The 26,420-nt window shown below is 70.1% G+C and carries 27 protein-coding genes; 18 read left to right on the top strand and 9 right to left on the bottom strand.

All coding sequences use genetic code 11. From position 1 onward, the window contains the following. The first annotated feature begins 11 nt into the window (after positions 1-11). The 3 genes from RTL41_RS13425 to RTL41_RS13415 all read left to right on the top strand — a co-directional run bounded on the left by RTL41_RS13425 (position 12) and on the right by RTL41_RS13415 (position 3,593). A complete protein-coding gene (locus tag RTL41_RS13425) occupies positions 12-1,301 on the top strand; it encodes an RsmB/NOP family class I SAM-dependent RNA methyltransferase (protein ID WP_312165259.1) in 1,290 nt (429 codons plus the stop codon). Further along, positions 1,298-2,869, top strand: coding sequence for a glutamine-hydrolyzing GMP synthase (gene guaA, locus RTL41_RS13420; RefSeq protein WP_312165257.1), 1,572 nt, complete (start codon positions 1,298-1,300; stop codon positions 2,867-2,869). The genes RTL41_RS13425 and guaA overlap by 4 nt, the downstream gene beginning before the upstream one ends. A gap of 124 nt (positions 2,870-2,993) precedes the next feature. Beyond that, positions 2,994-3,593, top strand: a complete 600-nt coding sequence (locus tag RTL41_RS13415) for a 2'-5' RNA ligase family protein (RefSeq protein WP_312165255.1) — start codon at positions 2,994-2,996, stop codon at positions 3,591-3,593. Between the two features lie 13 nt (positions 3,594-3,606). Here the strand turns inward: RTL41_RS13415 and RTL41_RS13410 are convergent, their stop codons facing one another. Then, on the bottom strand, positions 3,607-4,080 hold the full coding sequence (locus tag RTL41_RS13410) for an Lrp/AsnC family transcriptional regulator (RefSeq protein WP_312165253.1): 474 nt from the start codon (positions 4,078-4,080) through the stop codon (positions 3,607-3,609). A gap of 127 nt (positions 4,081-4,207) precedes the next feature. Here RTL41_RS13410 and alr (RTL41_RS13405) point away from each other — a divergent pair, with 127 nt between their 5' ends. The 9 genes from alr (RTL41_RS13405) (at position 4,208) to panB (ending at position 10,879) form a co-directional block, all read left to right on the top strand. Then, positions 4,208-5,353, top strand: coding sequence for an alanine racemase (gene alr, locus RTL41_RS13405; RefSeq protein ID WP_312165251.1), 1,146 nt, complete (start codon positions 4,208-4,210; stop codon positions 5,351-5,353). Further along, positions 5,350-6,606, top strand: coding sequence for a D-amino acid dehydrogenase (locus RTL41_RS13400; RefSeq protein WP_312165249.1), 1,257 nt, complete (start codon positions 5,350-5,352; stop codon positions 6,604-6,606). Before alr (RTL41_RS13405) ends, RTL41_RS13400 begins: the two co-directional genes overlap by 4 nt. Positions 6,607-6,622: 16 nt before the next feature. Beyond that, a complete protein-coding gene (locus RTL41_RS13395; protein WP_312165247.1) occupies positions 6,623-6,967 on the top strand; it encodes a RidA family protein in 345 nt (114 codons plus the stop codon). A 151-nt stretch (positions 6,968-7,118) separates the two neighbouring features. Continuing rightward, positions 7,119-8,132 (top strand): alcohol dehydrogenase AdhP, encoded by a 1,014-nt coding sequence (adhP, locus tag RTL41_RS13390; protein WP_312165636.1) that lies wholly within the window; start codon positions 7,119-7,121, stop codon positions 8,130-8,132. Between the two features lie 79 nt (positions 8,133-8,211). Continuing rightward, a complete protein-coding gene (locus RTL41_RS13385) occupies positions 8,212-8,559 on the top strand; it encodes an ArsC family reductase (RefSeq protein WP_312165244.1) in 348 nt (115 codons plus the stop codon). A 138-nt stretch (positions 8,560-8,697) separates the two neighbouring features. Beyond that, complete coding sequence (locus RTL41_RS13380; protein WP_312165242.1) at positions 8,698-9,069, top strand: DUF6249 domain-containing protein; 372 nt, start codon at positions 8,698-8,700, stop codon at positions 9,067-9,069. 28 nt (positions 9,070-9,097) lie between these two features. Next, positions 9,098-9,676 carry a sigma-70 family RNA polymerase sigma factor gene (locus RTL41_RS13375; protein ID WP_312165240.1) on the top strand — a complete coding sequence of 193 codons (579 nt, stop codon included), beginning with the start codon at positions 9,098-9,100 and terminating at the stop codon, positions 9,674-9,676. Next, positions 9,669-10,049: a hypothetical protein gene (locus RTL41_RS13370; protein WP_312165238.1), complete on the top strand. Its 381-nt coding sequence runs from the start codon at positions 9,669-9,671 to the stop codon at positions 10,047-10,049. Before RTL41_RS13375 ends, RTL41_RS13370 begins: the two co-directional genes overlap by 8 nt. 2 nt (positions 10,050-10,051) lie before the next feature. Further along, positions 10,052-10,879 (top strand): 3-methyl-2-oxobutanoate hydroxymethyltransferase, encoded by an 828-nt coding sequence (panB, locus tag RTL41_RS13365; RefSeq protein WP_312165236.1) that lies wholly within the window; start codon positions 10,052-10,054, stop codon positions 10,877-10,879. Here panB and RTL41_RS13360 read toward each other — a convergent pair. After that, the gene (locus tag RTL41_RS13360) at positions 10,876-11,136 is read right to left on the bottom strand and encodes a helix-turn-helix transcriptional regulator (protein WP_312165234.1); all 261 of its coding nucleotides are present in this window, start codon (positions 11,134-11,136) and stop codon (positions 10,876-10,878) included. The genes panB and RTL41_RS13360 overlap by 4 nt on opposite strands. Positions 11,137-11,379: 243 nt before the next feature. Here RTL41_RS13360 and RTL41_RS13355 point away from each other — a divergent pair, with 243 nt between their 5' ends. The 5 genes from RTL41_RS13355 to der all read left to right on the top strand — a co-directional run bounded on the left by RTL41_RS13355 (position 11,380) and on the right by der (position 17,239). After that, positions 11,380-12,636: a cation:dicarboxylate symporter family transporter gene (locus tag RTL41_RS13355; RefSeq protein ID WP_312165232.1), complete on the top strand. Its 1,257-nt coding sequence runs from the start codon at positions 11,380-11,382 to the stop codon at positions 12,634-12,636. Beyond that, positions 12,633-13,313, top strand: coding sequence for a TetR/AcrR family transcriptional regulator (locus RTL41_RS13350; RefSeq protein WP_312165230.1), 681 nt, complete (start codon positions 12,633-12,635; stop codon positions 13,311-13,313). Before RTL41_RS13355 ends, RTL41_RS13350 begins: the two co-directional genes overlap by 4 nt. 112 nt (positions 13,314-13,425) lie before the next feature. Beyond that, a complete protein-coding gene (locus tag RTL41_RS13345) occupies positions 13,426-14,196 on the top strand; it encodes a tetratricopeptide repeat protein (RefSeq protein WP_312165228.1) in 771 nt (256 codons plus the stop codon). Next, a complete protein-coding gene (locus RTL41_RS13340; protein WP_312165225.1) occupies positions 14,193-15,584 on the top strand; it encodes a PQQ-binding-like beta-propeller repeat protein in 1,392 nt (463 codons plus the stop codon). Before RTL41_RS13345 ends, RTL41_RS13340 begins: the two co-directional genes overlap by 4 nt. Before the next feature lie 14 nt (positions 15,585-15,598). Beyond that, positions 15,599-17,239 carry a ribosome biogenesis GTPase Der gene (gene der / locus RTL41_RS13335; RefSeq protein WP_312165223.1) on the top strand — a complete coding sequence of 547 codons (1,641 nt, stop codon included), beginning with the start codon at positions 15,599-15,601 and terminating at the stop codon, positions 17,237-17,239. Here der and RTL41_RS13330 read toward each other — a convergent pair. The 5 genes from RTL41_RS13330 to radA are packed head-to-tail and all read right to left on the bottom strand — an operon-like array spanning position 17,187 to position 22,444. Next, a complete protein-coding gene (locus RTL41_RS13330; RefSeq protein ID WP_312165221.1) occupies positions 17,187-17,936 on the bottom strand; it encodes an SDR family NAD(P)-dependent oxidoreductase in 750 nt (249 codons plus the stop codon). The genes der and RTL41_RS13330 overlap by 53 nt on opposite strands. After that, a complete protein-coding gene (locus RTL41_RS13325; RefSeq protein WP_409418338.1) occupies positions 17,929-18,954 on the bottom strand; it encodes a bile acid:sodium symporter family protein in 1,026 nt (341 codons plus the stop codon). The genes RTL41_RS13330 and RTL41_RS13325 overlap by 8 nt, the downstream gene beginning before the upstream one ends. Positions 18,955-18,957: 3 nt before the next feature. Further along, positions 18,958-20,451 carry an amidophosphoribosyltransferase gene (purF, locus tag RTL41_RS13320; protein ID WP_312165219.1) on the bottom strand — a complete coding sequence of 498 codons (1,494 nt, stop codon included), beginning with the start codon at positions 20,449-20,451 and terminating at the stop codon, positions 18,958-18,960. Continuing rightward, positions 20,448-21,071: a CvpA family protein gene (locus RTL41_RS13315; RefSeq protein ID WP_312165216.1), complete on the bottom strand. Its 624-nt coding sequence runs from the start codon at positions 21,069-21,071 to the stop codon at positions 20,448-20,450. The genes purF and RTL41_RS13315 overlap by 4 nt, the downstream gene beginning before the upstream one ends. 5 nt (positions 21,072-21,076) lie before the next feature. After that, positions 21,077-22,444: a DNA repair protein RadA gene (radA, locus tag RTL41_RS13310; protein ID WP_312165214.1), complete on the bottom strand. Its 1,368-nt coding sequence runs from the start codon at positions 22,442-22,444 to the stop codon at positions 21,077-21,079. Between the two features lie 147 nt (positions 22,445-22,591). On the opposite strand from radA, the gene RTL41_RS13305 reads away from it, so the two are divergent. Then, positions 22,592-23,770 (top strand): Yip1 family protein, encoded by a 1,179-nt coding sequence (locus RTL41_RS13305; RefSeq protein WP_312165212.1) that lies wholly within the window; start codon positions 22,592-22,594, stop codon positions 23,768-23,770. Here the strand turns inward: RTL41_RS13305 and alr (RTL41_RS13300) are convergent. Both alr (RTL41_RS13300) and RTL41_RS13295 read right to left on the bottom strand, forming a co-directional pair. Continuing rightward, positions 23,767-24,861, bottom strand: a complete 1,095-nt coding sequence (gene alr, locus RTL41_RS13300) for an alanine racemase (protein ID WP_312165211.1) — start codon at positions 24,859-24,861, stop codon at positions 23,767-23,769. The two genes, RTL41_RS13305 and alr (RTL41_RS13300), sit on opposite strands and share 4 nt — an antisense overlap. Positions 24,862-24,901: 40 nt before the next feature. After that, complete coding sequence (locus RTL41_RS13295) at positions 24,902-26,392, bottom strand: replicative DNA helicase (RefSeq protein WP_312165209.1); 1,491 nt, start codon at positions 26,390-26,392, stop codon at positions 24,902-24,904. Positions 26,393-26,420 lie beyond the last annotated feature (28 nt).

The following is a 26,420-nucleotide window of genomic DNA, read 5'->3' as shown; positions in this document are numbered from 1 at the left end:
GAGCACAGCCCTTGCGTGACGGCGGACGCCTCTCCGCAGCCATCGAGATTCTCACCGACGTCGAGACGCGCCACCGGCCTGTGAAGCTGGCGCTGAAGGCGTGGGGCGATGCATCCCGGTTCGCTGGATCGAAGGACCGGGCCTGGGTTTCGGGCCTGGTGCTCGACGTGCTGCGCCGCCGCCGTTCGCTGGGCTGGCGGATGGGCGACGACAGCGCTCGCGCCGCGGCGCTGTGCGCCCTGCACGTGCTGTGGAACTGGCCGGTCGAGCGCATCGCCGAGGCGGCCGCGGATGAACCGCATGGCCCCGGCCCGCTGACCGAGGTCGAGCGCGCCGCCCTGGTGCAGCCCCGCGACATGGCCGACGCGCCGGCGCCGGTGCGCGGCGACTATCCCGACTGGCTGGAGCCTTCCTTCGCCCGCGCCTTCGGCGAGGAGGCCGCGTTGGAGGGGGCGATGCTCTCCGAGCGGGCGCCGGTCGACCTGCGGGTCAACACCCTGAAGACCGACGCCGAGCAGGCGCTGAAGGCGCTGGCCCCCTTCGACGCCCGGCCGACCGGCGTGCTGGCGAACGCCCTGCGGATGGCCGCGCCCGATCCGGCCCAGCGCGGCGCGTCGCTGGAGGCCATTCCGGCCTTCTCCAAGGGCTGGTTCGAGGTCCAGGACCTCGCCTCGCAGATCGCCGCCGAGGCGGCGGGCGAAATCAAGGGCGCGCAGGTGCTCGACCTCTGCGCCGGCGGCGGGGGCAAGACCCTGGCCCTGGCCGCGGCCATGGCCAACAAGGGCCAGATCTACGCCTATGACAGCGAGGCCCGCCGGCTGGCCGACACCGTGCGCCGGTCCGAGCGCGCGGGCGTGCGCAACCTGCAGGTCCGCTCGCCGATCTATCCCGACGCGCTCAAGGGCCTGGACGGCAAGATCGACGTGGTCTTCATCGACGCGCCCTGCACCGGCACGGGCGCCTGGCGGCGTCACCCCGACACCAAATGGCGGCTGAAGCCGGCGACCCTGGCCCAGCGCATGGCCGACCAGGACGCGGTGCTCGACATGGGAACCTCGTTCGTGAAGCCGGGCGGCCGCATCGTCTACGTCACCTGCTCGGTGCTGCCGGAAGAGGACGAGGATCGCGTCGCCGCCTTCCTCGATCGCTGGATGGACTTCCGCGTCGTCCCGGCGACCGACAACCCGCACCTTCTTCGCCATCTCACGGCGGAGGGATACCTTCGCCTTTCGCCCCGCAGCTCGGCCACCGACGGCTTCTTCGTCGCCGTGCTTGAGCGCGCCAAATGGACCCCGCAATGACTGAACAAGCCCCCCAGCAGGCCCACGAACGCGTCCTGATCGTCGACTTCGGCAGCCAGGTGACCCAGCTCATCGCCCGCCGGGTGCGCGAGAGCGGCGTCTATTGCGAGGTGCATCCCTTCGACAAGGTCGAGGCGATGCTGGACGCCTTCCGGCCCAAGGCGGTGATCCTGTCCGGCGGCCCCGCTAGCGTCCACGAGGACGAGAGCCCGGCGGTGACCAGGAAGGTCTTCGAGCTGGACGTGCCGGTGCTGGGCATCTGCTACGGCGAGCAGACCATGTGCGCCGAGTTGGGCGGCAAGGTCGAGCCGGGCACGACCCGCGAGTTCGGACGTGCCGAGATCGAGATCGTCAAGGAAAGCCCGCTGCTGGACGGCTTCGGCGGCGTCGGCCACCGCGAGACGGTCTGGATGAGCCACGGCGACAAGGTCACGGCGCTGCCGATGGGCTTCGAGACCGTGGCGGTGTCCGAGGGCTCGCCCTTCGCGGTGATCGCCGACGAGGGCCGCCGCTTCTACGGCATCCAGTTCCACCCCGAGGTGGCGCACACGCCGCGCGGGGCGCTGATGCTGCGCAACTTCACCCACAAGATCGCCGGGCTGAAGGGCGACTGGACCATGGCCGCCTTCCGCGGCGAGATGGTCCAGAAGATCCGCGAGCAGGTGGGCGAGGGCAAGGTGATCTGCGGCCTGTCCGGCGGGGTCGACAGCTCCGTCGCCGCGGTGGTGATCCACGAGGCGATCGGCGACCAGTTGACCTGCGTGTTCGTCGACACCGGCCTGCTGCGCAAGGACGAGGCGACCCAGGTCGTGACCATGTTCCGCGACCACTACAACATCCCGCTGGTGCACGTGGACGCCGCCGACCTGTTCCTCGGCGAGCTGGCGGGCGTCTCGGACCCCGAGACCAAGCGCAAGACCATCGGCAAGCTGTTCATCGACGTCTTCGACAAGGAGGCGGCCAAGATCGAGGGGGCCGACTTCCTGGCCCAGGGCACGCTCTATCCCGACGTGATCGAGAGCGTCTCGGCGCGGGGCGGGCCGTCGGCGGTGATCAAGAGCCACCACAATGTCGGGGGCCTGCCCGATTACATGAAGCTGAAGCTGGTCGAGCCGCTGCGCGAGCTGTTCAAGGACGAGGTGCGGGCGCTGGGCGTGGAGCTGGGCCTGCCGCCGGCCTTCGTCGGCCGCCACCCGTTCCCCGGCCCTGGCCTGGCGATCCGCATTCCCGGCGAGATCACCAAGGAAAAGGTGCGGGTCCTGCAGGACGCCGACGCCATCTATCTCGAGGAAATCCGCAAGGCTGGGCTCTATGACAGCATCTGGCAGGCGTTCGCCGTATTGCTGCCCGTCAAGACGGTTGGCGTGATGGGCGATGCGCGCACCTACGAGGACGTCCTGGCCCTGCGCGCGGTCACCTCGACGGACGGCATGACCGCCGACTTCTTTGAATTTCCTTGGGAAGTCCTCGGCCGCTGTGCGACCCGGATCATCAACGAGGTCCGCGGCGTGAACCGCGTGGTCTATGACGTGACCTCCAAGCCGCCCGGCACGATCGAATGGGAATAGGAGCCTATCGGCAGGTTTAGGCGCCCGCCCGCCATCTACCTGCCGATAGCTGCGGGCCGGCCAGCCGCGTCGGTTGCATGATTTGCTCAGATGTTCTATCTTTGTTCCGTTTTCGGGATCGAAGATGCGACCGGGCGCGGAGCAGTTGAATTTCGAGTTTGCGGCTGACGGGCTGGAGCCCGCCCGCAGGGCGAACCTGTTCTTTGCGATCAAGCCCGATCGCGCGGCGGCGGCCCGAATTGTCGAGGTTGCGCACGGCCTGGCGCGCCTGCACGCGCTGGACGGGCGCGTGCGGCGCCCGGAGCGGCTGCATGTTTCGCTGGTGGGCCTGCGCGCCGAGGAGGGGGCGCTGAAGGAGCTGATCGGCATCGCCATGGCCCTGGGGGCGGCGGTCAGGTGGCCGACCTTCGAGGTCGGGCTGCATGCGGGGATGACCTTCGGGGGCGGATCGCGGGTGCTGCGGTGCGAGCATGGGGCGAGCCTGGCGCTTACCGGCCTGCGCGATGCGATCCTGGCCACGGCGGAGGACTGTGGTCTGCGCCTGCGCGGCCCGTCCGGCTTCGCGCCGCATGTCACCGTGGCCAACGACACGGCCCCGATGCCGGAGACGCTGTTGCCGGCGCCGATCTGCTGGCGGGCGCAGGAACTGCTTCTCCTGCTCAACAGGGGCCGCGGCCACGTGGCGCTGGCGAGCTGGCCGTTCGTCCAGAGGCGGGGAGCCTGACCGGGGCGGCGGCTCAGGCCGGCCGGGCGGCCCGCCGCGCCGGACGCTGCTGGAGGACGTTGCGCATCGCCAGGCTTGAGTGGATGCGCGCGACGCCGGGCAGGCGCGAGAGGATGTCGGTGTGGATCGCCTCATAGGCCGAGGCGCTGGTTCCCGAGACGCGCAGGATGTAGTCGACGTCGCCGGTCATCAGGAAGCATTCCTCGATCTCGGGATGCTCGCGCACCGCCGCCTCGAAGCGGCGCATATAGTCCTCGGTCTGCTTCTCCAGGGTCAGGCGGACGATGGCGATGATCCGGTCCTCGGTCTCCGGCGCGGCGACGATGGCGGTGTAGCCGCGGATGACGCCGCGCTCTTCCAGCATCCGGATGCGGCGCAGGCAGGCGGAGGGGGAGAGGCCGATCTCCGCGGCGAGTTCGCTGTTGGGCCGGCGGCCATTCAGTCGCAGGAGCCGGATCAGGCCGCGGTCGATGTCGTCGAGGGTCATATATTGCCTTGAGTGTGCAGATTGGTGCGCAGATGGCTCAATCTTCGCAGGATAGGCGATTATCTGGCGAACAGTTCGAATTATATTCGAGTAGCCTTTCGGTCGACCGACGCACCGGAGGCGAGGGATGGCGAACGCAGCAGACGAGGCCGCGACCTGGGCCGGCGGCCGGCTGACCATCGATCTCGCGGCCCTGAAGGCCAATTACCGGCTGATCGCCTGGCATGTCGCGCCGGCCTGCGCAGCCGCGGTCGTCAAGGCCGACGCCTATGGCCTGGGCGCCGAGCGCGTGGCGCCGGCCCTGGCCGAGGCCGGATGCCGGGATTTCTTCGTCGCCATGCTGGGCGAGGCGCTGGGCCTGCGCCGTCATCTTCCCGGCGACGCCAGGCTCTATGTGCTGAACGGACTGGCGCCCGGCGCCGAGGCCGTCTGCGCGGCGGCGGGGGTGATCCCGGTGCTGAACTCGCTGGAGCAGGCGCAGCGCTGGCGGGCGCAGGCCCGGCGCCTGGACCGGCGGCTGGCCGCCGTGGTGCAGGTCGACAGCGGCATGTCGCGGCTGGGGCTGTCGCCGGGCGAGGTGGACCGGCTGCTGGCGAGCCCGGGCTTTTTCGAGGACGTCGAGGTGGCGCTGGTCATGAGCCACCTGGCCTGCGCCGACACGCCGTCGGCCATGGCCAATCAGGACCAGTTGGCGCGGTACGAGGCGCTGGCCGAGCGGATGGGGCCGCGGACGGCGCGGTCCATCGCCAATTCAGGGGGCTGCTTCATCTCGGGCGACTTCCATGGCGACCTGGTGCGGCCGGGCCTGGCGCTCTATGGCGCGGCGCCCGTCGAGGGCGTGCCGGTGCGGCCGGTGGTGCGGCTGGAGGCGCGGGTGATCCAACTGCGGACGATCCCGGCCGGCGCCGGGGTCGGCTATGGGCTGACCTATGTCGCGCCGGGCGAGCGGCGGATCGCGACGATTTCGGTGGGCTATGCCGACGGCTGGCCGCGGCGGCTGGGCGGGCGGGCCGGCGCCTATTTCGGCGGCGTGCGCCTGCCGATCATCGGGCGGGTCTCGATGGACAGCATGTCGCTCGACGTCTCGGACCTGCCCGAAGGGGCGCTGAGCGAAGGGGCGCTCGTCGAGCTGATCGGCCCGCACCAGTCGCTGGAGACGCTGGCCGGCCAGGCCGAAACCATCGCCTACGAAATCCTGACGGGCCTGGGGGATCGCTTTGCGCGAACCTACCTGACCCAACCGCACGACGTTCTCATGGGTATCGACGCATGAAGGTTGCAGTTCTCGGCGGCGGCGTGATCGGCGTCGCGTCCGCCTACTACCTGGCCAAGGCCGGCCATGAGGTGAGCGTGATCGAGCGCCAGCCCGGGCCGGCGCTGGAGACCAGCTTCGCCAATGCGGGCGAGATCTCGCCGGGCTACGCCTCGCCCTGGGCCGGGCCGGGCATTCCGGCCAAGGCGGTGAAGTGGCTGCTGATGGAGCACGCGCCGCTGATCCTGAAGCCGAGGTTCGACGTAGCGACGATCGGCTGGCTGCTGGCGACGCTGCGCAACTGCACCGAGGCGCGCTACGCGGTGAACAAGAGCCGCATGGTGCGGCTGGCCGAGTACAGCCGCGACCTGCTGATCGCGCTGCGGGCGCAGACCGCGATCGCCTATGACGAGCGCAGCCGCGGCACGCTGCAACTGTTCCGCACCCAGGCGCAGATGGACGCGATCGGCAAGGACGTCGAGGTGCTGCGGTCCTATGGCGTGCCCTACGAGGTGCTGGACGCGGCGGGCTGCGCCGTGGCCGAGCCGGGGCTGGCCCATGCGCTGGAGCCGATCGTCGGGGGCCTGCGCCTGCCCAACGACGAGACCGGCGACTGCTTCAAGTTCACCAATGCGCTGGCGAAGATCGCCGAGGGGATGGGCGTCGACTTTCGGTTCGACACCGCGGTCCAGGGCCTGCGCAGGGAGGGCGACCGGATCGCCGCCGTGCGGACCAGCCGCGGCGAGGTCGCCGCCGACGCCTTCCTGGTGGCGATGGGCAGCTATTCGCCGGCGCTGGTCGCGCCGTTCGGGATGCGGCTGCCGGTCTATCCGGTGAAGGGCTATTCGATCACCGCGCCGATCCTCGATGCGGGCCGCGCGCCGGTCTCGACCCTGCTGGACGAGAGCTACAAGGTGGCGATCACCCGGCTGGGCGACCGCATCCGGGTGGGCGGCATGGCCGAGATCTCCGGCTTCAACAACGAGCTGCACCCGCGGCGCCGGCGCACGCTGGAGCATTCTATGCAGAGCCTGTTCCCTGGGGCGGGCGATGCGGGCGCGGCGAGCTTCTGGTCGGGCCTGCGGCCGATGACCCCGGACGGCACGCCGGTGGTCGGCGCCACGCCGATCGGAAACCTCTACCTGAACACTGGACACGGCACGCTCGGCTGGACCATGGCCTGCGGATCGGGGCAGGTGATCGCCGACGTGATCAGCGGCGCCCCGTGCGCCATCGACACCCGGGATCTGGCGATCTCGCGATATTCAAACTGAGAAGGAAGCAAGCCACATGGCGATCGAACGTATCGAGTCCGGCCCCCGCATGAGCCAGGCCGTGGTCCACGGCGACACGGTCTATCTGGCCGGCCAGGTCGGCGCGCCGGGCGAGAGCGTCACCGTCCAGACCCAGGCGGTGCTGGCCCAGATCGAGAAGCTGCTGGCGGCGACCGGCAGCGACAAGTCGAAGATCCTGACCGCCACCATCTGGCTGGCCGACATGGCCGACTTCGCCGAGATGAACGCGGTCTGGGACAAGTGGGTGGACGGCAAGGACGCGCCGGCCCGCGCCACGGGCGAGGCCAAGCTGGCCACCCCGGACTACAAGGTCGAGATCATCATCGTCGCCGCCCGCTAGGGGCGTTTCGGACGCAGCCGTGGAGCCCGGCGGGGGAGACCTCGCCGGGCTTTGCCGATTCAAGGGGCGGAGCGCGCGGAAAGTGTGGAACCGCGGCGGCCCGGCCGGATTGGTGAGGCAGGCCAGATCCACGGAGGGCTCCGCCATGCAGATGAAGGCCGCGGTCGCGCGCGCGTTCGGCCAGCCGTTGACCATCGAGGAGATGCCGGTTCCGGAGCCGGGACCAGGCGAGGTGCTGGTCAAGGTCGTCGCCTGCGGCGTCTGCCACACCGACCTGCACGCCATCGACGGCGACTGGCCGGTCAAGCCCGCCCTGCCGCTGACGCCAGGGCACGAGGGCGTGGGGCATGTGGCGGCGGTCGGCGCCGGGGTGGACGACCTGAAGGAGGGCGACGCGGTCGGCGTGCCCTGGCTCTATGACGCCTGCCGGGCCTGCGAGTTCTGCGAGACCGGGTGGGAGACGCTGTGCACCCGCCAGCGCAACACCGGCTACAGCGTCAACGGGGCCTATGCGGAGTACGTGCTGGCCAGCGCCCCGTTCGTCGGGCGCCTGCCCGGGAACACCGACTTCGTGGCCATGGCGCCGATCCTGTGCGCCGGCGTCACGACCTACAAGGGGCTGAAGGAGACCGAGGCCAGGCCCGGCGAATGGGTGGTGATCTCCGGCATCGGCGGCCTGGGCCATGTGGCGATCCAGTACGCCAAGGCCATGGGCCTGAACGTCGTGGCCATCGACGTCGCCGACGACAAGCTGGCCCTGGCGACCCGGCTGGGGGCGGACCTGGCCCTCGACGCGCGGCAGGCCGGCGTGGTCGAGCGGGTGCAGCGGGAGACCGGCGGCGGCGCGCATGGGGTGCTGGTGACCGCGGTCTCGCCCCCGGCGTTCCAGCAGGCCATCGCCTGCGCCCGGCGGCGCGGGACGGTCGCGCTGGTCGGCCTGCCGCCCGGCGACTTCCCGACCCCGATCTTCGACGTCGTGCTCAAGCGGATCACGGTGCGCGGCTCGATCGTCGGCACCCGGCGGGACCTGGCGGAATCGATCGCCTTCGCCGCCGAGGGCAAGGTCAGGGCGACGGTCACGGCCAGGCCGCTGGGCGAGGTCAATGCCGTGCTGGACGACCTGCGGGCCGGGCGTGTCGAGGGGCGCGTGGCGCTGACCATGTAGGCGGCCCTGCTTTGCCGCTCGGAAAGCGCGCGCAGTGGCGATAAGTCGGAGCTTGGCTAAACCCAGGCGGATTCGACCGATGAGCATCACGATCTACGGCATCAAGGCGTGCGACACGATGAAGAAGGCGCGGACCTGGCTGGACGAGCATGGGGTCGCCTACGCCTTCCATGACTACAAGGCCTTGGGGATCGACCGCGAGCGTCTGGAGCGCTGGGCCGGGCAGGTGGGCTGGGAGACCCTGCTGAACCGCTCGGGCACGACGTTCCGCAAGCTGCCCGACGCCGACAAGACCGGCCTGGACCAGGACAAGGCCATCGCGCTGATGCTGGCCCAGCCCTCGATGATCAAGCGGCCGGTGCTGGACGCCGGCGGCAAGCTGCTGGTGGGGTTCAAGCCCGACGCCTATGGGGCGACGTTCGACTGAGCTGAAGCGGCGGGGCGTGCTTCGAGAAACATGAAGAACATTTCATGCCCCCGCCTGCATCTATACGCATAGCCCGGCGCCTCTTCCCTTGCAGAACGGGGCCGATGAGCCGTCCGCACTGAGAGAAGGAAGAGCACAATGGAAGAGATCCTGGTCCCGCTGGGGTTCTTCGCCATGATCGCCGCGATCGTCATCGTGCCGCGATACCTGAAGAGCCAGGAGCGCCAGAAGCTGCAGGAGACGCTGCGCGCGTCGATCGAGAAGGGCGCCGACCTGCCGCCCGAGGTCATCCAGGCGCTGACCAGCGACGCGAAACCCGCGCCCTCGCCCTATCGCGACATGCGCGCCGGGATCATCTGGCTGGGCGTGGCGGTCGGCTTCGCGGCCCTGGGGCTGGCGCTGCAGTTCGAGGAGCCGGACGCGCTCTATCCGTTGCTGGGGGTGGCGGCCTTTCCCGGGTTCATCGGGCTGGCGCTGATCGCGCTCTCGTTCATTTCCCGCGGCAAGTGACCCTCGGAACGGAGGGGAAAAGCCCCAGATGCCGGGCTCTCAAAACACAAGGCTGACGAGTTCCCACGACGTGGAGCTGGCCGCCCTGGCGGCGGCGGGGGACCGCGCGGCCTTCGGCGAGCTGGTCCGCCGGCACGGCTCGGCCGTGCGCGGGCTGCTGCGCCGCATGGGCGCGGCGCCGGCCGAGGCGGACGACGTGGCGCAGGACGCCTTCCTGACCGCCTTCAAGCGGGTCGGCGAGTTCCGCGGCCAGGGGACCTTCGTCGCCTGGGTCCGCAAGATCGGGGCGCGGGCCTATCTGCGCCGCCTGCAGCGCGAGCGCCGGATCGCGGCCCTGGCCGCCGCCAGCGACGAGGGGGAGGAGGCTGCGCCGACCCCGGACGCGGCCGGCCGCATCGACCTGGACGAGGCGCTGCGCGCCCTGGGCGCCGCCGAGCGCATCTGCGTGTCCATGTGCTACGGCGCGGGACTTTCCCACGCCGAGGCCGCCGACGCCTTGAATCTGCCGCTTGGAACGGTCAAGTCCCATGTCAAACGTGGTCTGGAGAAGCTCAGAGCGCGACTGGCGCCGAGCACGAAGCTGGAAGGGAGGCGCGAGAATGGCTGAGCTCGAGTTCGAGCGGCGTCTTGAACGCCTTTTCGCCGAACCGCCGGCCTTCTCCGACGAGAAGGCCTTCGCCACGTCCGTCGAACGCAAGCTGAACCGCGGCTGGAACATCCGGCGCTGGACGATCGGCGCGGCCGGCATGGCCGGCGGCGTGGTCGGCGCCAGCCAGTTGATCATGTCCAACTTCGTCCATCAGGTGGAAAACGCCTCGCAGGGCTCCACGCGGCTGTTGCAGATGGGGGTGCAGCAATTGGCCCCGAGATCGGATCTGCTCTCGGCGCTCCCTGCCGGCTCATCCGTGGTATGGATCGCCAGCGGAATGGCGGTGCTCGCCATCGGCTTCGTGGTGACCCGGGTGTTCGAGGAGTTCTAGCCATGTCGGCTCAGCGTCAGGAAACGGTCAGGCGCATGGCGGCGCCGGATATCGCCGCGCGCAAGGGCGGAACGCCGGTGGTCTGCCTGACCGCCTACACCGCCCCGATGGCGGAGATCCTCGACGAGCATTGCGACCTGCTGCTGGTCGGCGATTCCCTCGGCATGGTGGTGCACGGGCTGCCCAACACCGTCGGCGTGACCCTGGAGATGATGATCCTGCACGGCCAGGCGGTCATGCGGACCTCCAAGCGGGCCATGGTGGTGGTCGACATGCCGTTCGGCTCCTACGAGGGCTCGCCCGAGGTCGCCTACGCCAATGCGGCGCGGGTGATGAAGGAGACCGGCGCCCAGGCGATCAAGGTCGAGAGCGGCCCCACGGTGGTGGAGACCATCGAATACCTGGTCAAGCGCGGCATCCCGGTCATGGGCCATGTCGGCCTGCGGCCGCAGGCGATCCACGTCGACGGCGGCTTCAAGGCCAAGGGCAAGGGCGGCGACGAGCGCGCCCGGATACTGGAGGAGGCCAAGGCCACCGCCGCGGCCGGCGCGTTCGCCCTGGTGGTCGAAGGCGTCGCCGAGGGCCTGGCGCGGGAGATCACCGAGGCGGTGACGGTCCCGACCATCGGCATCGGCGCCTCGGCCGGATGCGACGGCCAGATCCTGGTCACCGACGACATGCTGGGGCTGTTCGACTGGACCCCGAAATTCGTGCGGCGCTACGGCGACCTGCGCGGCGAGATCAGCAAGGCGGTGGCCGGCTATGCCGACGACGTCCGCGCCCGCCGCTTCCCCGGACCGGCCGAGATCTACTTCGCCAAGGCCGGCTAGAGCCGCCGCAGGGCCGACACGTCGAGCCCCGGTTCGAACAGGATCCGGGGCGAGACGTGCAGCGCGCCGGTCAGGGCGTGCAACTGCACGGAATCAAGGCGCAGGCGCCCGTGCTCGGCCATGGAGAGTTCGGCGCAAGACAGCCGCACCTGATCGGCGAGTTCGCCAAGGGTCAGGCCCCGCGCCTCGCGGACGTCCTTCAATCTCCGGCCGACGACTTCGAGGTCCGCCCTGACCGGAGGCAGCGATATGATCATCGCCGGTCCTCCCATGCAGAGTGAGCCTAGGCCCATATCGGCCGCGCAGGAAATAGAACCATCCTATTGATCGGATAGAATAGTTCGATCCCGTCTATGATTTTTGACGCGCGCGCATAATTCCGGACCTGCGCCAGGCGGGCCAGCGGCGGCGCCTGCGATACGGGCGGCGCGATGCGGCGAAGGCCGCTGCGGCCGAAAACCAGTTTCACGCACGAGCGAACGCGCACTAGTTTCAGGCCGATGGCCAAGCTTCTCAATGTGATCCGGGCGGCCGGCGCCCAGACGACCGTTCGCATCCTGCTCGCGCTGGTCGCGGGCCTCGTCGTCGGCGCGGTGCTGGCCGAGCATCCGTCGATCGACAGGATCATCGCGGTCGTCGACCCGGTCGGCGGGCTGTGGCTCGACGCCCTGCGCATGACGATCGTGCCGCTGGTGTTCTCGCTGCTGGTGGTCGGCGTCTCCTCGGCGGCCGGCACGGCGGCGGCGGGGGGAACCGCCGGGAGGGCGCTGGGACTTTTCGGCGTGCTGCTGGTCGCCAGCGCGCTGTTTTCGGCCCTGGCGGTGTCGGGGGTGCTGGCGGCCTGGCCCGCGCCGCAGGCGGCGGTGGCGGGCCTGCGCGAGGCGGCGGGGCATTCGACCCAGAAGGTGCCGGACTTCCCGACCATGGGCGCCTGGCTGCGCGCCTTCATCCCGACCAACCCGATCGAGGCGGCGGCCGAGACCAACATGGCGCCGATGGTGGTGTTCGCGCTGCTGTTCGGCCTGGCGGTGACGCGGATCCGGACGGACCTGCGTGCGGGCCTGGTCTCGTTCTTCCAGGCGGTGATGGACACCATGCTGGTGCTGGTCCAGTGGGTGCTGTTCGTGGCGCCGATCGGGGTGTTCGCCCTCGCGCTGATCGTCGGGGCCAAGGCCGGTTTCGGCGCGGCCGGGGCGCTGGGCCACTACATCCTGATCCTGTCGGGCGTCTGCATCTCGGTCGGGGTGCTGTCCTACCTGCTGGCCCTGGCGGCCGGCGTGCCGCTGCTGGCCTTCGCCAAGGCCGCGGCCCCGGCGCAGGCGGTGGCCTTCTCGACCCAGTCCTCGATCGCCTCGCTGCCGGCGATGATCGCAGGCACGCGCCAGCTACGCGCGTCGGAGGCCAGCATCGGGGTGGTGCTGCCGCTGGCGGTGTCGCTGTTCCGGATCACCAGCCCGGCCGCCAACCTGGGGGTGGCGATCTATTGCGCCCACGTCTACGGCGTGCCGCTGAACGCGGCGCTGCTGGCGGCGGGGATCGGCGTCGCGGCGGTGATCAGCCTGGCCTCGGTCGGCCTGCCGGGGCAGATCACCTTCTTCACCACCACCGGGCCGATCTGCCTGATCATGGGGGCGCCGCTGGAGCTGCTGCCGATCCTGCTGGCGGTCGAGACCATCCCCGACATCTTCCGCACGGTCGGCAACGTCACCGCCGACATGGCCGTCACCTGCCTGGCCAAGGGCGTGGAGAAGTCATGACCGCGCCCACGACCCCCAATCGCGGGCGGCGGAAGAAGGGGGAGGGACCCGACCTTCGCCGCGCGATCCTCGATGCGGCCGAGCTGCTGTTCGCCGGCCACGGCTTCTATGGCGTCACCACCCGGCAGGTGGCGGCCGAGGCGGGCGTCGATACGGCCCTGATCCACTATTATTTCGGCTCCAAGCGCGACCTGTTCGACGCGGTCTTCGCGCGGCGCGCCGAGATCCTGAACGCCGTGCGCCGCGAAGCGCTGGCCGCCTACGAGAAGGCCGCCGGCGGACAGATGACGCCGAACGGCGTCATCGCCGCCTTCATCGACCCGCTGATCGAGATGTCGCTGACCGGCGAGCCGGGCTGGAAGAACTACTTCCGGCTGGTGGCCCTGGTGAACAACACCCCGGCCTGGGGCGGGGAGACCATGCACCGCTATTTCGACCCGCTGGTGCACCAGTTCATCGACACCCTGCGGCGAGTCATGCCGCACGCGGAGCTGAGGGACCTCTACTGGGGCTACCAGTTCCTGACCGGCTCGATGATGCTGGCGCTGTCGGAGACCGGGCGCATCGACCAGTTGTCGGAAGGGCTGTGCCGCTCGACCGACCTGGCGGCGGTCCGGGCGCGGCTTTTCGACTATTGCGCGGCGGGATTCGAGGCCATCGTGGGCCAGCGTCCCTGAGCGGCGTCGCTGCAGGACAAGGGGGCGGCGGTCCGGCGTTGCAGGCGCGGGCCCGCCGCTATAGGTTCCGCCGCTCTGAACACCAACGCCTATTCGTGCGGAGTCCCCCGACGTGGTCGATGTCTTTGATGAAGTCGAGGAGCAGCTCCGCTCCGAGCGCTACAAGTCGATTGCGCTGAAGGTCCTGCCGATCATCGGCGGGGTGCTGGTGGTGGCGCTGGTCGCCGCCCTGGCGATCTGGGGCTATCAGCATTTCCGCAGCCAGGCCGCGGCCGAGGCTTCCGAGAAGTACGCCCAGGCGATCGAGGCCTTCAACAGCGGCAAGCGCGACGACGCGATCCGGCTGTGGGGCGAGGTCGGCCAAGGCTCGTCCAAGGCCTACAAGGCCCTGGCGCTGCAACACCTGGGCGGCCTGAAGCTGGCCGACAACAAGACCGACGAGGCGGTGAAGCTGTTCGACGAGGCCGCGGAGGCCGCGCCGAACGACATCATCGGCGACGCCGCCCGCCTCAAATCCGCCTTCGCCTTGCTCGACACGGCTCCCTACAAGGATATGGAGGCGCGCCTGACGCCGCTCACCCAGGAAGGCCGTCCGTACCGCGCCGAGGCGCGCGAGGCGCTGGCCTTCTCAAAGCTCATGGCCGGCGACCTGGCCGGCGCGCGCAGCGACTTCGTGGTGATCGGCCTGATGGCCGACGCCGGCGAGGCCGCGCGCCAGCGCGCCGAGGCCGCCAAGGCGCTGATCGATTCCGGCTCGGCCAAGACCCTGCCGGCCGCCGTGAAGGCCGCGATCGCCCTGCCGCCGCCGGTGCAGATGCCCCCGGGCGCCGTGCCGCCGGGCCTGGCGCCCGCCCCGCAACCGACCGCCCCCGGAGCCCAATGACGTCCATGCGCCGCACAAGCCTCCTCGCTCTGTTCCTGGCGGCGAGCGTCGCCGTGACCGGCTGCTCGACGGTCAGCCGGTTCAACCCCTTCAACAGGTCCGACGACGGCCCGCAGGAGACTGCGTCCGAAGGCGAGCGCATCGCCATCGTCGCGGCCGACCAGACCCTGGAAGTGGCCGAGGCCCTGAAGGGCGCGGACTTCTTCCTGCCGACGCCCGAGGTCAACGCCAGTTGGTCGCTGCCCGGCGGCACGCCCGAGCAGGCGATGGGCCATGTCGAGGCCGGCGGCGGCCTGTCGGTCGCCTGGAAGCGCGGCTTCGGCGAGGGCTCCGACCGCGGCGCGCACGTGACCGCGACCCCGGTCGCGGCCAACGGCAAGATCTATGTGATGGACGGCGAGGCCTCGGTCTCGGCGTTCGACGCGCAGTCGGGCTCCCAGCTCTGGCGGGTGAACCTGCGTCCGGACTCCAAGCGCGACAAAGAAGCCTTCGGCGGCGGCCTGGCCCTGGCCGACGGCAAGCTCTACGTGACCTCGGGCTATCGCTTCGCCGCCCAGCTCAACGCCGACACCGGCGCGGTGAACTGGCGGACCTCGACCGAGCAGCCGATCCACGCCGCCCCGACGGTGTCGGGCGGGCGGGTGTTCGCGGTCGCCATCGACAACACCCTGCTGACCTTCGACGCCGCCAGCGGCGCCGCGGGCTGGACCTATCAGGCGCTGGCCGAATCGGCGCGCATCCTGGCCGCCTCCAGCCCGGCGGTGTCGGGCGACACGGTCGTGGCCTCGTTCGGTTCGGGCGAGCTCGTCGCCCTGCGCGCCGGCAACGGCAACGACCTGTGGAACGAGGCGCTGAGCCGCGCCAACCGCAACAACGCGCTGTCGGAGATCCGGGACATTCCGGGCCGTCCGGTGATCTACCAGGGCGACGTCTTCGCGGTCAGCCACTCGGGCGTGTTCGCCGCGACCGACCTGCGCAGCGGCCAGGCCCGCTGGAGCCTGCCGGTGACCGGCATCACCTCGCCGTGGCCCGCGGGCGACGTCGTCTATGTGGTGTCCAAGGCCGGGGAAGTGATCTGCGTGGCGCGCGAGAGCGGCCAGATCTACTGGATCACGGACCTGGGCAAGGACCGCGAGAAGAACGCCGGCGGCTTCATGGGCATCGGCAAGCAGAAGTTCACGACCCGTCCGATCTGGTCGAGCCCGCTGCTGGCCTCCAACAAGCTGATCGTCGCCGGATCGAGCGGCGAGCTGGTGGCGCTGAACGCCAAGACCGGCGCCGTCGAGAAGACCGTGAACCTTGGTTCGCCGACCCTGATCAGCCCGATCGCCGTCGGCGGAACCGTGTATGTTGCGACCGACAAGGCGCAACTCATCGCGCTGCGCTAGGCGGACCTGATTTTATGCCCATGCGGCTCGCTATCGTCGGACGGCCCAATGTCGGCAAGTCGACATTGTTCAACCGACTGGCGGGCAAGAAGCTCGCTATCGTCGACGACCAGCCCGGGGTGACCCGGGACCGCCGCTTCGGCTCGGGCCGGATCGGCGACCTCGACCTGGAGCTGATCGATACGGCCGGGTTCGAGGACGTCACCGACGACAGCCTGGAATCGCGCATGCGCCAGCAGACCGTGCTGGCCATCCAGGAGGCCGACGTCGCCCTGTTCGTGGTCGACGCCCGCGAGGGCGTGACGCCGATGGACGAGGTGTTCGCCGAGATCCTGCGCCGCCACGACAAGCCGGTGATCCTGGCGGCCAACAAGGCCGAGGGGAAGGCCAGCGACGCCGGGGTCAACGAGGCCTTCGGCCTGGGCCTGGGCGAGCCGGTGGCGATCTCGGCCGAGCACGGCGAGGGCATGGCCGACCTCTATCAGGCGCTGCTGGCCGCGTGGCCGGAGATCGACGAAGAGGACGAGGAGGAGGGCGAAAAGCCGATCCGCATCGCCATCGTCGGGCGCCCGAACGCGGGCAAGTCGACCCTGGTCAACAAGCTGATCGGCGAGGACCGCCTGCTGACCGGCCCGGAGGCCGGCATCACCCGCGACGCCATTCCGGTCGACTGGACCTGGGAGGGCCGCCCGGTCCGCCTGGTCGACACCGCCGGCCTGCGCCGCAAGGCCCGGGTGCAGGAGAAGCTGGAGAAGCTCTCCACCAGCGACACCATCCGCGCCATCACCTTCGCCGAGGTGGTGATCCTGGTGATGGACGCCACCCACCCGTTCGAGATCCAGGACCTGCAGATCGCCGACCTGGTCGAGCGCGAGGGCCGGGGCCTGGTCTTCTGCCTGGCCAAGTGGGACCTGATCGAGAACCAGGGCGCGACCCTGAAGGAGATCACCGAGGAGGCCGGGCGGCTGCTGCCGCAGCTTCGCGGCTCGCCGGTCGTAGCGCTGTCGGCCGAAACCGGACGGCACCTGGACCGGCTGATGCCGGCGGTGTTCAAGGTGCACGGCGACTGGTCGACCAAGGTGAAGACCCGCGACCTGAACGACTGGCTGAAGATGGCGATGGAACGCCACCCGCCGCCCGCGGTCGGCGGACGTCGCGTGAAGCCGAAGTACATGGCGCAGATCAAGGCGCGGCCGCCGACCTTCGTGCTGTTCGCCAGCCGGGCCGACCAGTTGCCGGACCACTATCGCCGCTATCTGATCAACTCGCTGCGCGAGAGCTTCGACATGCCGGGCGTGCCGATGCGCCTGACCGTCAAGTCGAACAAGAACCCCTACGCCGAGGGCGAAGAGAAGGGCGGGCCGGCGCCCCGGTCGTCCGTGCCGACGTTCGCCCCGAAGCTGGGCAAGAAGGTCGCGACGCCGAAGGGCGTCGCCGCGGTGCGCGCCAAGGCGGCGGCTGAAGCCGTGGCCGAGATCGCGGAGAAGCCAAAGCCGAAGCCGAAGGTCAAGCCGAAGACCAAGCAGGTGGCGCCGGGCAAGGCGAAGGTCGGGGCGGGCCCCACGCCGAAGGGCCGCGCCGCCAAGCTGGCCCGTCCGGGCGTCAAGCCGAAGCGAGCGTCCCGGCCGACCGCCACGCGTCGAAGCGGACGTTAGAGGTCGGCAGGCCCAGTTGGGCCTGGGCCAGCTCCACGATCAGCGGGCCGATTTCGGAAGGATGCGGCAGGTCCATGGGATCCTCGCCGGGCATGGCCTCGGCGCGCATCTTGGTGCGCATGGCGCCCGGATCGACCAGGGCGGCGCGGACGGTCGTGTTTTCGAGTTCGTCGGCCCAGGTGCGGACCAGATGCTCGACGGCGGCCTTGGTCGCGCCATAGGCGCCCCAGAAGGCCTTCGGCCGCTCGACCCGTCCCGAGGTGAAGAAGATGCCGCGGCCGGAGTCGGACTCGCGCAGCAGCCGCTCGGTCGAACGGATCAGCCGGTAGGTCGCCGTCAGGTTGGCGCTGACCACGCGGTCCCAGATCGGCGGGTCGATGTGCGACACCGGGGTCAGGCCGCCGAGGATGGCGGCGGCGTGGACCAGGATGTCCAGGCGCTGGAAGCGCTGGTGGATGGCCAGGCCCAGGCCGTCGATGTCGTCGCCCTTCAGCAGGTCGAGCGGAACCAGGGTCGCCGACTTGCCGGTGGCGTCCTTGATCTCGTCGTCGAGGCTTTCCAGGCCGCCCTGGTTGCGGCCGACCGCGACCACGTGCGCGCCCGCCTTCGCCAGGGCCAGGGCGCATTCACGGCCGATGCCGCGGGTCGCGCCGGTGACCAGGGCGATGCGGCCGTCGAGGGGAAGGGACTCAGTCATGACTTGGCTCTTGAAGCGGGCGGTGGGCGTAGCGCTGGGCCAGGGCGGCGCAGAGCATGAGTTGGAACTGGTGATAGAGCATCACCGGCAGAAGGACGAACCCTACCGTGGCGGCGGGGAACAGGACGCCGGCCATGGGCACGCCGGCCGCCAGACTCTTGTTGCAGCCGGCGAAGGCGATGGCGATCTCGTCCTCCTTGCTGAAGCCGCGCACGCGGGCGATCCAGATCATGAAGCCCAGGGTCAGGGCCAGCAGCGCCAGGCAGATCACGATGATGCGGCCAAGGTCGAAGGCCGAGACCTTGGACCAGATGCCGGCGACGACCGCGCCGGAAAAGGCGTTGTAGACCACCAGCAGGATCGAGACCTTGTCGACCATGCCCAGCGGCTTGGCGTGGCGGGCGATCCATTGGCCGATCCAGCGCCGCAGGATCTGGCCGGCCAGGAACGGGGCCAGCAACTGCAGCAGGATGGCCTCGAACGAGGAGAAGGAAAGGCCGCCGCCCTCGGCGCCCAGCAGCATGCCGACCAGCAGCGGGGTCAGGAACATGCCCAGCAGGTTGGAGACCGAGGCGCCGCAGACCGCGGCCGCGACATTGCCCTTGCCGATGGCGGTGAAGCCGATCGCCGACTGGATGGTCGAGGGCAGGCAGGCCAGGTAGACCAGCCCCGGCGCCAGCACCGCCGGCACGAGCCAGCCGGGCAGGGCCGCGGCGCCCAGGCCCAGGACCGGCCAGAGGACGAAGGTGGTGGCCAGGACCAGGCCGTGCAGCCGCCAGTGCAGCAGGCCCTTGATCACCGCCTCCTGGCTGAGCTTGGCGCCGTGCAGGAAGAAGACCAGGGCGATGCCGGCCTTGGTCAGGTCCGAGACGATCGGGGCGGCCGCGCCGCGCGCCGGCAGGACGGAGGCGAGCACCACCATCCCGACGATCGCGGCGATGTACCAGTCCAGGCCGAGGGTCTTCAGCCAGGCCTTGGGTCGTGACAACCGGGGCGAGCCGGTCTCGGCGCCAGCCACGCCCTACGCGTCGACCAGGAACGACAACTGGCGGTCGGCGCCGTCGTTGCGGCCTTCGGCGATCTCGCGGTCCAGCAGGCGGGTGGGATAGTCGCCGGTGAAGTAGTGGTCGGTGAACTGCGGGTTCGCCGGGTCGCGCGGGTCCGACTGCATCGCCGCATAGAGACCGTCGACCGACAGGTAGCCCATGGAGTCGACCTCGAGGATCTTGGCGATCTCCTCGACCGACTTGTTGGCCGCCAGCAGGTGCTCGCGGTCGGGCATGTCGATGCCGTAGTAGTCGGGCCACTTGATCGGCGGCGAGGCCGAGCGCAGGTGCACCTCGGCGGCGCCGGCCTCGCGGACCATGCGGACCACGCGGACGGAGTTGGTGCCGCGGACGATGGAGTCGTCGATCAGCATCACCCGCTTGCCGGCCAGGACGTTGCGGTTCGGCGAAAGCTTCATGCGCACGCCGAGCTCGCGGGCGCCCTGGGTCGGCTGGATGAAGGTCCGGCCGACATAGTGATTGCGGATGATGCCCATTTCGAAGGGCACGCCGGTTTCCTGCGAATAGCCCAGGGCGGCGGGGACGCCGGAGTCCGGCACCGGGACGACGACGTCGACCGGCACGTGGCTTTCCTGGGCCAGGCGACGGCCCATGCGCTTGCGCACGTCATAGACAGAGCGGCCGTTCACGACCGAGTCCGGGCGGGCGAAGTAGACGTATTCGAAGATGCAGGGCCGGGCGCGCGCCGCGGGGAACGGCTTGATGCTGCGGATGCCCTTGTGGTCGATGACCACCATCTCGCCGTGCTCGATGTCGCGGACGAACCTGGCGCCGATCATGTCGAGGGCGCAGGTCTCCGACGCCAGGACCGGCTTGCCGTCGAGGTCGCCCAGCACCAGCGGGCGGATGCCCAGCGGGTCGCGCACGCCGATCAGCTTCTTGTTGGTGAGCGCCACCAGGGCGTAGCCGCCCTCGATCTTGGAGAGCGCGTCGATGAAGCGGTCGACGAACTTGGCCTTCCGCGAGCGGGCCAGCAGGTGGAGGATCACTTCGGAGTCCGAGGTGGACTGGAAGATCGCGCCCTCGGCGACCAGTTGCTCGCGCAGGGTCAGGAAGTTGGTGAGGTTGCCGTTGTGGGCCAGGGCGACGCCGCCGGCCTCGAGATCGGCGAACATCGGCTGGACGTTGCGGATGAAGCTGCCGCCGGCCGTCGAATAGCGGGTGTGGCCGATGGCCGAATGGCCGGGCAGGCGGTCGACCAGGTCGGAGCCGGCGAAGGCGTCGCCGACATGGCCCATGTGCCGTTCGGTGTGGAACCGCTGGCCGTCGAAGACCGCGATGCCGCAGGCCTCCTGGCCGCGGTGTTGGAGGGCGTGCAGACCCAGCGCGGCGACGGCGGCCGCAGCGGCCGTATCGTAGACGCCGAACACACCGCACTCGAGGCGGGGAGTATCGTCGTCAGGATCGCGAAAGGTCGGCTGGCGCCATCGATCTTGATCCTGAGTCATCGGGATTTCTCCACCAGATCGTCGAGCCTGCGTCGTTCGCGGGGGTCATAGCCTTGGGCGTCCTCAGAGTCACCCCGGTCCGTCGCCGAACCTTCACGAACTGCATCCCCGATCGCGGGCGCTAGTTTATCAGCCATGTCTAAGCCTTTGGGCGCGAAGGCCTTTAGTACGCCGGCCGCAGCGCTGGTCAGAGGATAAAACGCCGCACCCGTCATCCACTTCGGGACCCGATCGGGCGGCGTGGCCGCCTGAAACGCCAAATGAAGCGCGCCGAGCACCACCAGCGCGCGCACCAGGCCGAATCCAAGACCGATGGAACGGTCGAGCACGCCCAACACATGGGTGCTGTGCACCCCGCGCACCATGGCGCCCCCGGTGATGCGCAATGTCGCATAGACGAGGATGAAGGCGCCGAGCCCGGCGATCACCGCCGCGGCCCATTCCGGCTCGGCGATCACGGCGCGTCCGATCGGCGCCGTCCAGCGCAGGCCATACAGGGCGATCACCGCCGCCAGCACGAACGACAGGCCGCGGACCATCTCGCGGGTGGCGCCGCTGAAGAAGCCCAGCGCGGCCGAGACCAGCAGCACCGCCAGGACGATGATGTCGAACCAGGGCAAACCGGCTACTCCCACTGGCGCTCGCCGATCCGGCGGATGGCGTCCGCCAGCCGGGTGGCGCCGGTGACCTGCATGTGGCCGCCGCCGTCCAGGTCCTGCGGGCCCAGCACGCGCTTGAAGCCGAGCTTGGCGGCCTCCTTCATGCGCGACTCCATGCGGCTGACCGGGCGGATGTCGCCCGACAGGCTGATCTCGCCGAACACCACGCAGTCCTGGGGCAGGGCCTCGTCGAGGGCGGAGGAGGCGAGGGCGGCGGCGGCCGCCAGATCGGCGGCCGGCTCGGTGACCCGCAGGCCGCCGGCGACGTTCAGATAGACGTCGCGGTCGCCCAGCGAGAGGCCGCAGCGCGCCTCCAGCACCGCCAGGACCATGGCCAGGCGCCCGGAATCCCAGCCGACCACGGCGCGGCGCGGGGTGCCGTAGGCCGAGGGCGCGACCAGGGCCTGGAACTCGACCAGCACCGGGCGCGAGCCCTCGATGCCGGCGAAGACCGCCGCGCCGGCGGCGCGCTCGCCGGAGGTGTCGAGGAACAGGGCCGAGGGGTTGCGCACCTCGCCCAGCCCGGCGTCGCCCATCTCGAAGACGCCGATCTCGTCGGTGGCGCCGAAGCGGTTCTTGGTTCCGCGCAGGATCCGGAACGGATAGCCGCGCTCGCCCTCGAAGGTGAGGACCGCGTCGACCATGTGCTCGACGACCCGCGGTCCGGCGATGGCGCCGTCCTTGGTGACGTGGCCGACCAGGATGATGGCGATGGAATGCTTCTTGGCCAGGCGCACCAGTTCGCCGGCGGCGGCGCGGACCTGGGTGACCGAGCCGGGCGCGGCCTCGTGCGCGTCGCTCCACATGGTCTGGATCGAGTCGATGACGACCAGGTCGAACTTCTCGCGCTTGAGGCTGTCGAGGATGTCGCGGAGCGAGGTTTCGGCCGCCAGCCGGACGGGGGCGTCGGCCAGGCCCATGCGCTGGGCGCGGCCGCGGACCTGCTCGATGGCCTCCTCGCCGGAGATGTAGGCGCAGCGCACGCCGCGGCGGGCGGCGTTGGCGGCGACCTGCAGCAGCAATGTCGACTTCCCGACGCCGGGATCGCCGCCGACCAGGATCGCCGAGCCGGGCACCACGCCGCCGCCGCAGACGCGGTCGAACTCCTCGACGCCGGTCGAGAGGCGGGGCGGGGCGGGGGTCTCGTCCTCGAGGCTCTGGAAATTGAGGCCGCGGGCGCGCGACGCCTTGCTGGGCGCCAGCGCGCCGGGTGGGCGGCTCTGCAGTTCCTCGACCATGGTGTTCCAGGCGCTGCACGCCGGGCACTGGCCGGCCCACTTGGTCTGCACGGCGCCACAGGACTGACAGACATAGACGGCGCCGTCGCGGGCCATGCGAGCTCCCTGATTCGCAAGAAAGGCCCAGTCTAGCGAGCGCGGCCGTCCAAGTCCGTCGCGCCGAAGTTGGCGTGCGTCGAATGGCGTGAGATAGGTTCACGTTACGCGGGTATCGCGATGGTTTTCCAAGGGCTGGAGGCGTTCATGAGCGTAGTGGAACCGGGGACCGCCGCGTCGGGGCTGGTCGAGCGGGTGAAGTCCATTCTGTTGAAACCCGCGGCGACGTGGGAGGTGATCGACACCGAGACGGCGACGATCGGCGACATCTTCAAACGCTATGTCGCGATCCTGGCCCTCATTCCGGCCGTGGCCGGGCTGATCGGCGGGGTGGTGTTCGGGTACGGCGCGTTCGGCGTCACCTTCAAGCCTTCGATCATCGGCGCGCTGGTCGGGGCGATAGTGAGCTACGGGCTCACCCTTCTTGGCGTCTACGTCCTGGCGCTGATCATCGACGCCTTGGCGCCGTCCTTCGGAGGCCAGAGGAACAGGCTGCAGGCGTTCAAGGTCGCGGCCTATGCGGGCACCGCGTCATGGGTGGCGGGGATCTTCCAGATCTATCCGCCGCTGGCGATCCTCGGCCTGCTGGGGCTCTACAGCCTCTACCTGCTCCATGCGGGCCTGCCGCGGCTCATGAAGACGCCGGCGGGGAAGGCTACGCCCTATACGATCGCGGTGATCGTCGCGGCGATCGTGCTGGCGATCATCGTGTCGGTGGTCACCGAGCCGTTGCGGCGGATCGGCTCGATGGGCCTGGCCGGGGCCGGAGCGCTCAGCTCGAACACCATCCAGGTGGGCGACAAGTCGGTCGATCTCGGCAAGCTGGAAGAGGCCTCCAAGAGGATGGAAGCGGCGGCCAAGCAGATCGAGAGCGGCAAGGCGCCCGAGGCGGTGCAGCCCGATGTGCTCAAGGCCTACCTGCCCGAGGGCGTCGCCGGTTATGCGCGCACCGAGGTGACGACCGGCTCGGGCGGCGCGGCGGGAATATCCGGCTCGCAGGCGCAGGGCGTCTACACCAAGGGCGAGGCGACGATCCGGCTGAGCGTGACCGACCTGGGCGCCGCCGGCGCGCTGGCCGGCATGGCCAGCGCCTTCAACATGCAGTCGTCCAGCGAGAGCAACGGCAAGTACGAGAAGATCGGCAAGGTCGACGGCCGCATGACCCAGGAGTCCTACGACAAGGCCAGCAAGCACGGGCAGTACAGCGTGCTGGTCGGCGACCGCTTCATGGTCGCCGCCGAGGGCGAGGGGGCGAGCATCGATGATCTGAAGAGCGCGGTGGCCGCCATCGGGCCGGCGAAGCTGGAAGCCCTGTCGAAGGGCTAGGCTTCGCCGAGATAGATCCGCTCGGCGCGGTGGCCGAGGCGCACGAGGCATTCGTGCGCCACGGTGCCGGCCGCCGCGGCGATGTCGTCGATGAGCACGTTGGGGCCCAGCAGCTCCACATAGTCGCCGAGGGCGGCGGGCGCATCGCCCAGCTCCACCCCGATCAGGTCCATGGTCACGATCAGGACCTGGCGGCGCGCGCCGCGCAGCCAGGCGTAGCCGCCGCGCTGAGACGCCCGGATCAGGCCGTCGGCGTAGCCGGCCCCGACCACGGCCATGCGGATCGGCCGGTCGGCCACCACGCGTGACCCATAGCCGATGGTTTCGCCCGGCTGGACATTGCGGATGTAGAGGATCTGGGCCTCGAGCCTGGCCACGGCCTTCAGGCGCGGGTCGGGGCGTTCCTCCGGCCCGCCGCCGTAGAGACTGATGCCCGGCCGGATGATGTCGGCGCGGTAGGCCTGCCCCAGCATGATCCCGGCCGAGGCCGCGAAGCTGGCGCGGGCGCCTGGAAAGAGCGGCCGCACCTGATTGAAGCGTTCGAGCTGCAAGGCGTTGCGGGCGTCGGCGGGATCCGTGGCCGAGCCGAGGTGGCTCATCAGCACCTGGACGTCCAGATGGCGCAGCCGGTCGGGCGCGGCGGCCAGGGCCCTGGCTTCGTCCAGGGTCACGCCCTGGCGGTTCATGCCGGTGTCGACCTGGAGCACGACGGGCAGTTGCTGGCCGCTCGCGGCCGCATAGGCGTTGGCGGCCTCGATCTGCGGCAGGCTGGCGAGCACCGGCGTCAGGTTACAGGCCGCAAGCCGTGGCCCATAGCCGGGCAGGAAGCCGTCCAGCACGTAGATCGGCGAGGGGTGTCGTGCGCCGAGCGCCGCGCGCAGGGCCTCGCCCTCGCTCAGCCGGGCGACGAAGAAGCCGCTGGCGCCCTCGGCCCACAGCCGTTTGGCGATCGGGCCGGCCCCGAGGCCGTAGCCGTCGGCCTTGATGACGGGCGCGGCCTGGGCGCCCGGCGCGGCGGCGCGCAGGACGGCGAAGTTGTGGGCGAGCGCATCGAGGTCGATGGTCAGGCGCGCGGGCGTGGAGGAAGACATCGCCCGCTCCCTTAGCCGAGGCCGCCGCCGCGCGCGATGGTTAGTCGTCCGAGGCGTAGAAGTGGCTGTGCGCCAGGTTGCCGAACTTGGTGATGTCCTCGTTGAAGGACAGCTTGACCGTGCCGATGGGACCGTGACGCTGCTTGGCGATGATCACGTCGGCGGTGCCGCGGACCTTGTCCATCTCTTCCTGCCAGGTCAGGTGCTCGGGCGTGCCTTCGCGCGGCTCGGAACGGCCGAGATAGTAGCTCTCGCGGTAGATGAACATGACCATGTCGGCGTCCTGTTCGATCGAACCGGATTCCCGCAGGTCGGAGAGCTGGGGCCGCTTGTCCTCGCGGTTCTCCACCTGGCGGGAGAGCTGCGAAAGCGCGATGACCGGCACGGCCAGTTCCTTGGCCAGGGCCTTCATCGACTGGGTGATCATCGAGACTTCCTGCACCCGGTTGTCGCTCTTGCCGTCGCCGCCGGTGACGAGCTGGAGGTAGTCGATGACGATCAGGTCGAGGCCGTGGGTGCGTTTCAGGCGTCGCGCGCGGGCGGCGAGCTTGGCGATGGTGATGCCGCCGGTGGCGTCGATGAACAGCGGCGCGTCCTGGATCTCCAGGGCCGCGTCGCGGATGCGGCCGAACTCCACGGCGTCGATCTCGCCCTTGCGCAGCTTGTCGCCGGAGACGCCGGAGACCTCGGCCAGCAGGCGCATGGCGAGCTGGTCGGCGGACATTTCGAGCGAGAAGAACGCCACCACGCCGCCGGAGACGGTCTTGCGGCTGCCGTCGGGCTGCGGCTCCCAGGCATAGTTGCGGGCCACGTCGAAGGCGACGTTACAGGCCAGCGAGGTCTTCCCCATCGACGGGCGGGCCGCGAGGATCAGCAGGTCGGAGGGGTGCAGGCCGCCGATCTTGCGGTCCAGGTCGATCAGGCCGGTGGAGATGCCGGCCAGGCCGCCGTCGCGGGCGTGGGCCTCGGCCGCCAGGGTCACGGCGCCGTGGACGGCTTCGGAGAAGGGAACGAAGCCCTGATTGCTGCCGCCCGACTCGGCCAGGGTGAAGAGCTGGGCCTCGGCCGCCTCGATCTGGTCGCGGGCCGAACGGTCGGCGTCGCCCTGCTGGGCCTGGAGGGCGATCTCGCCGCCGATCCGGATCAGGTCGCGGCGCAGGGCCAGGTCGTAGACCGCCCGCGAATAGTCAGGCGCGTTGGCGGCCGGCGGGGCGCGGTCGACAAGGTCGGCCAGGTAGCGGATGCCGCCCAGTTCCTCGAAGGCCGGGTCGCGGTTGAACTGCTCGGCCAGCAGGATCGGCTCGGCCAGCTGGCCCTTGCGGACCGCGGACTCGATGGCCGCGAACAGCCGCTGGTGGAAGGGCTCGTAGAAGTGGCGCGCCTGCAGGAAGTCGCCCAGCCGTTCGAAGGCGGCGTTGTCGTAGAGCAGCACGCCCAGCAGCGCCTGTTCGGCTTCGATGTTCGCCGGCGCATGCGGGATCGCCGTGTCGTTCTGGGCAGGGCGGAGGTCGAGGGCTGGGACTATGGACATCGGTTTACAGATACCTAACCCAGGGGGC

Source organism: Phenylobacterium sp., assembly GCF_031984885.1.
Classification (GTDB): Bacteria; Pseudomonadota; Alphaproteobacteria; order Caulobacterales; family Caulobacteraceae; genus Phenylobacterium.
Note: the sequence above shows the minus strand (reverse complement) of the source record. Positions and strands in the feature narration are given on the sequence as shown.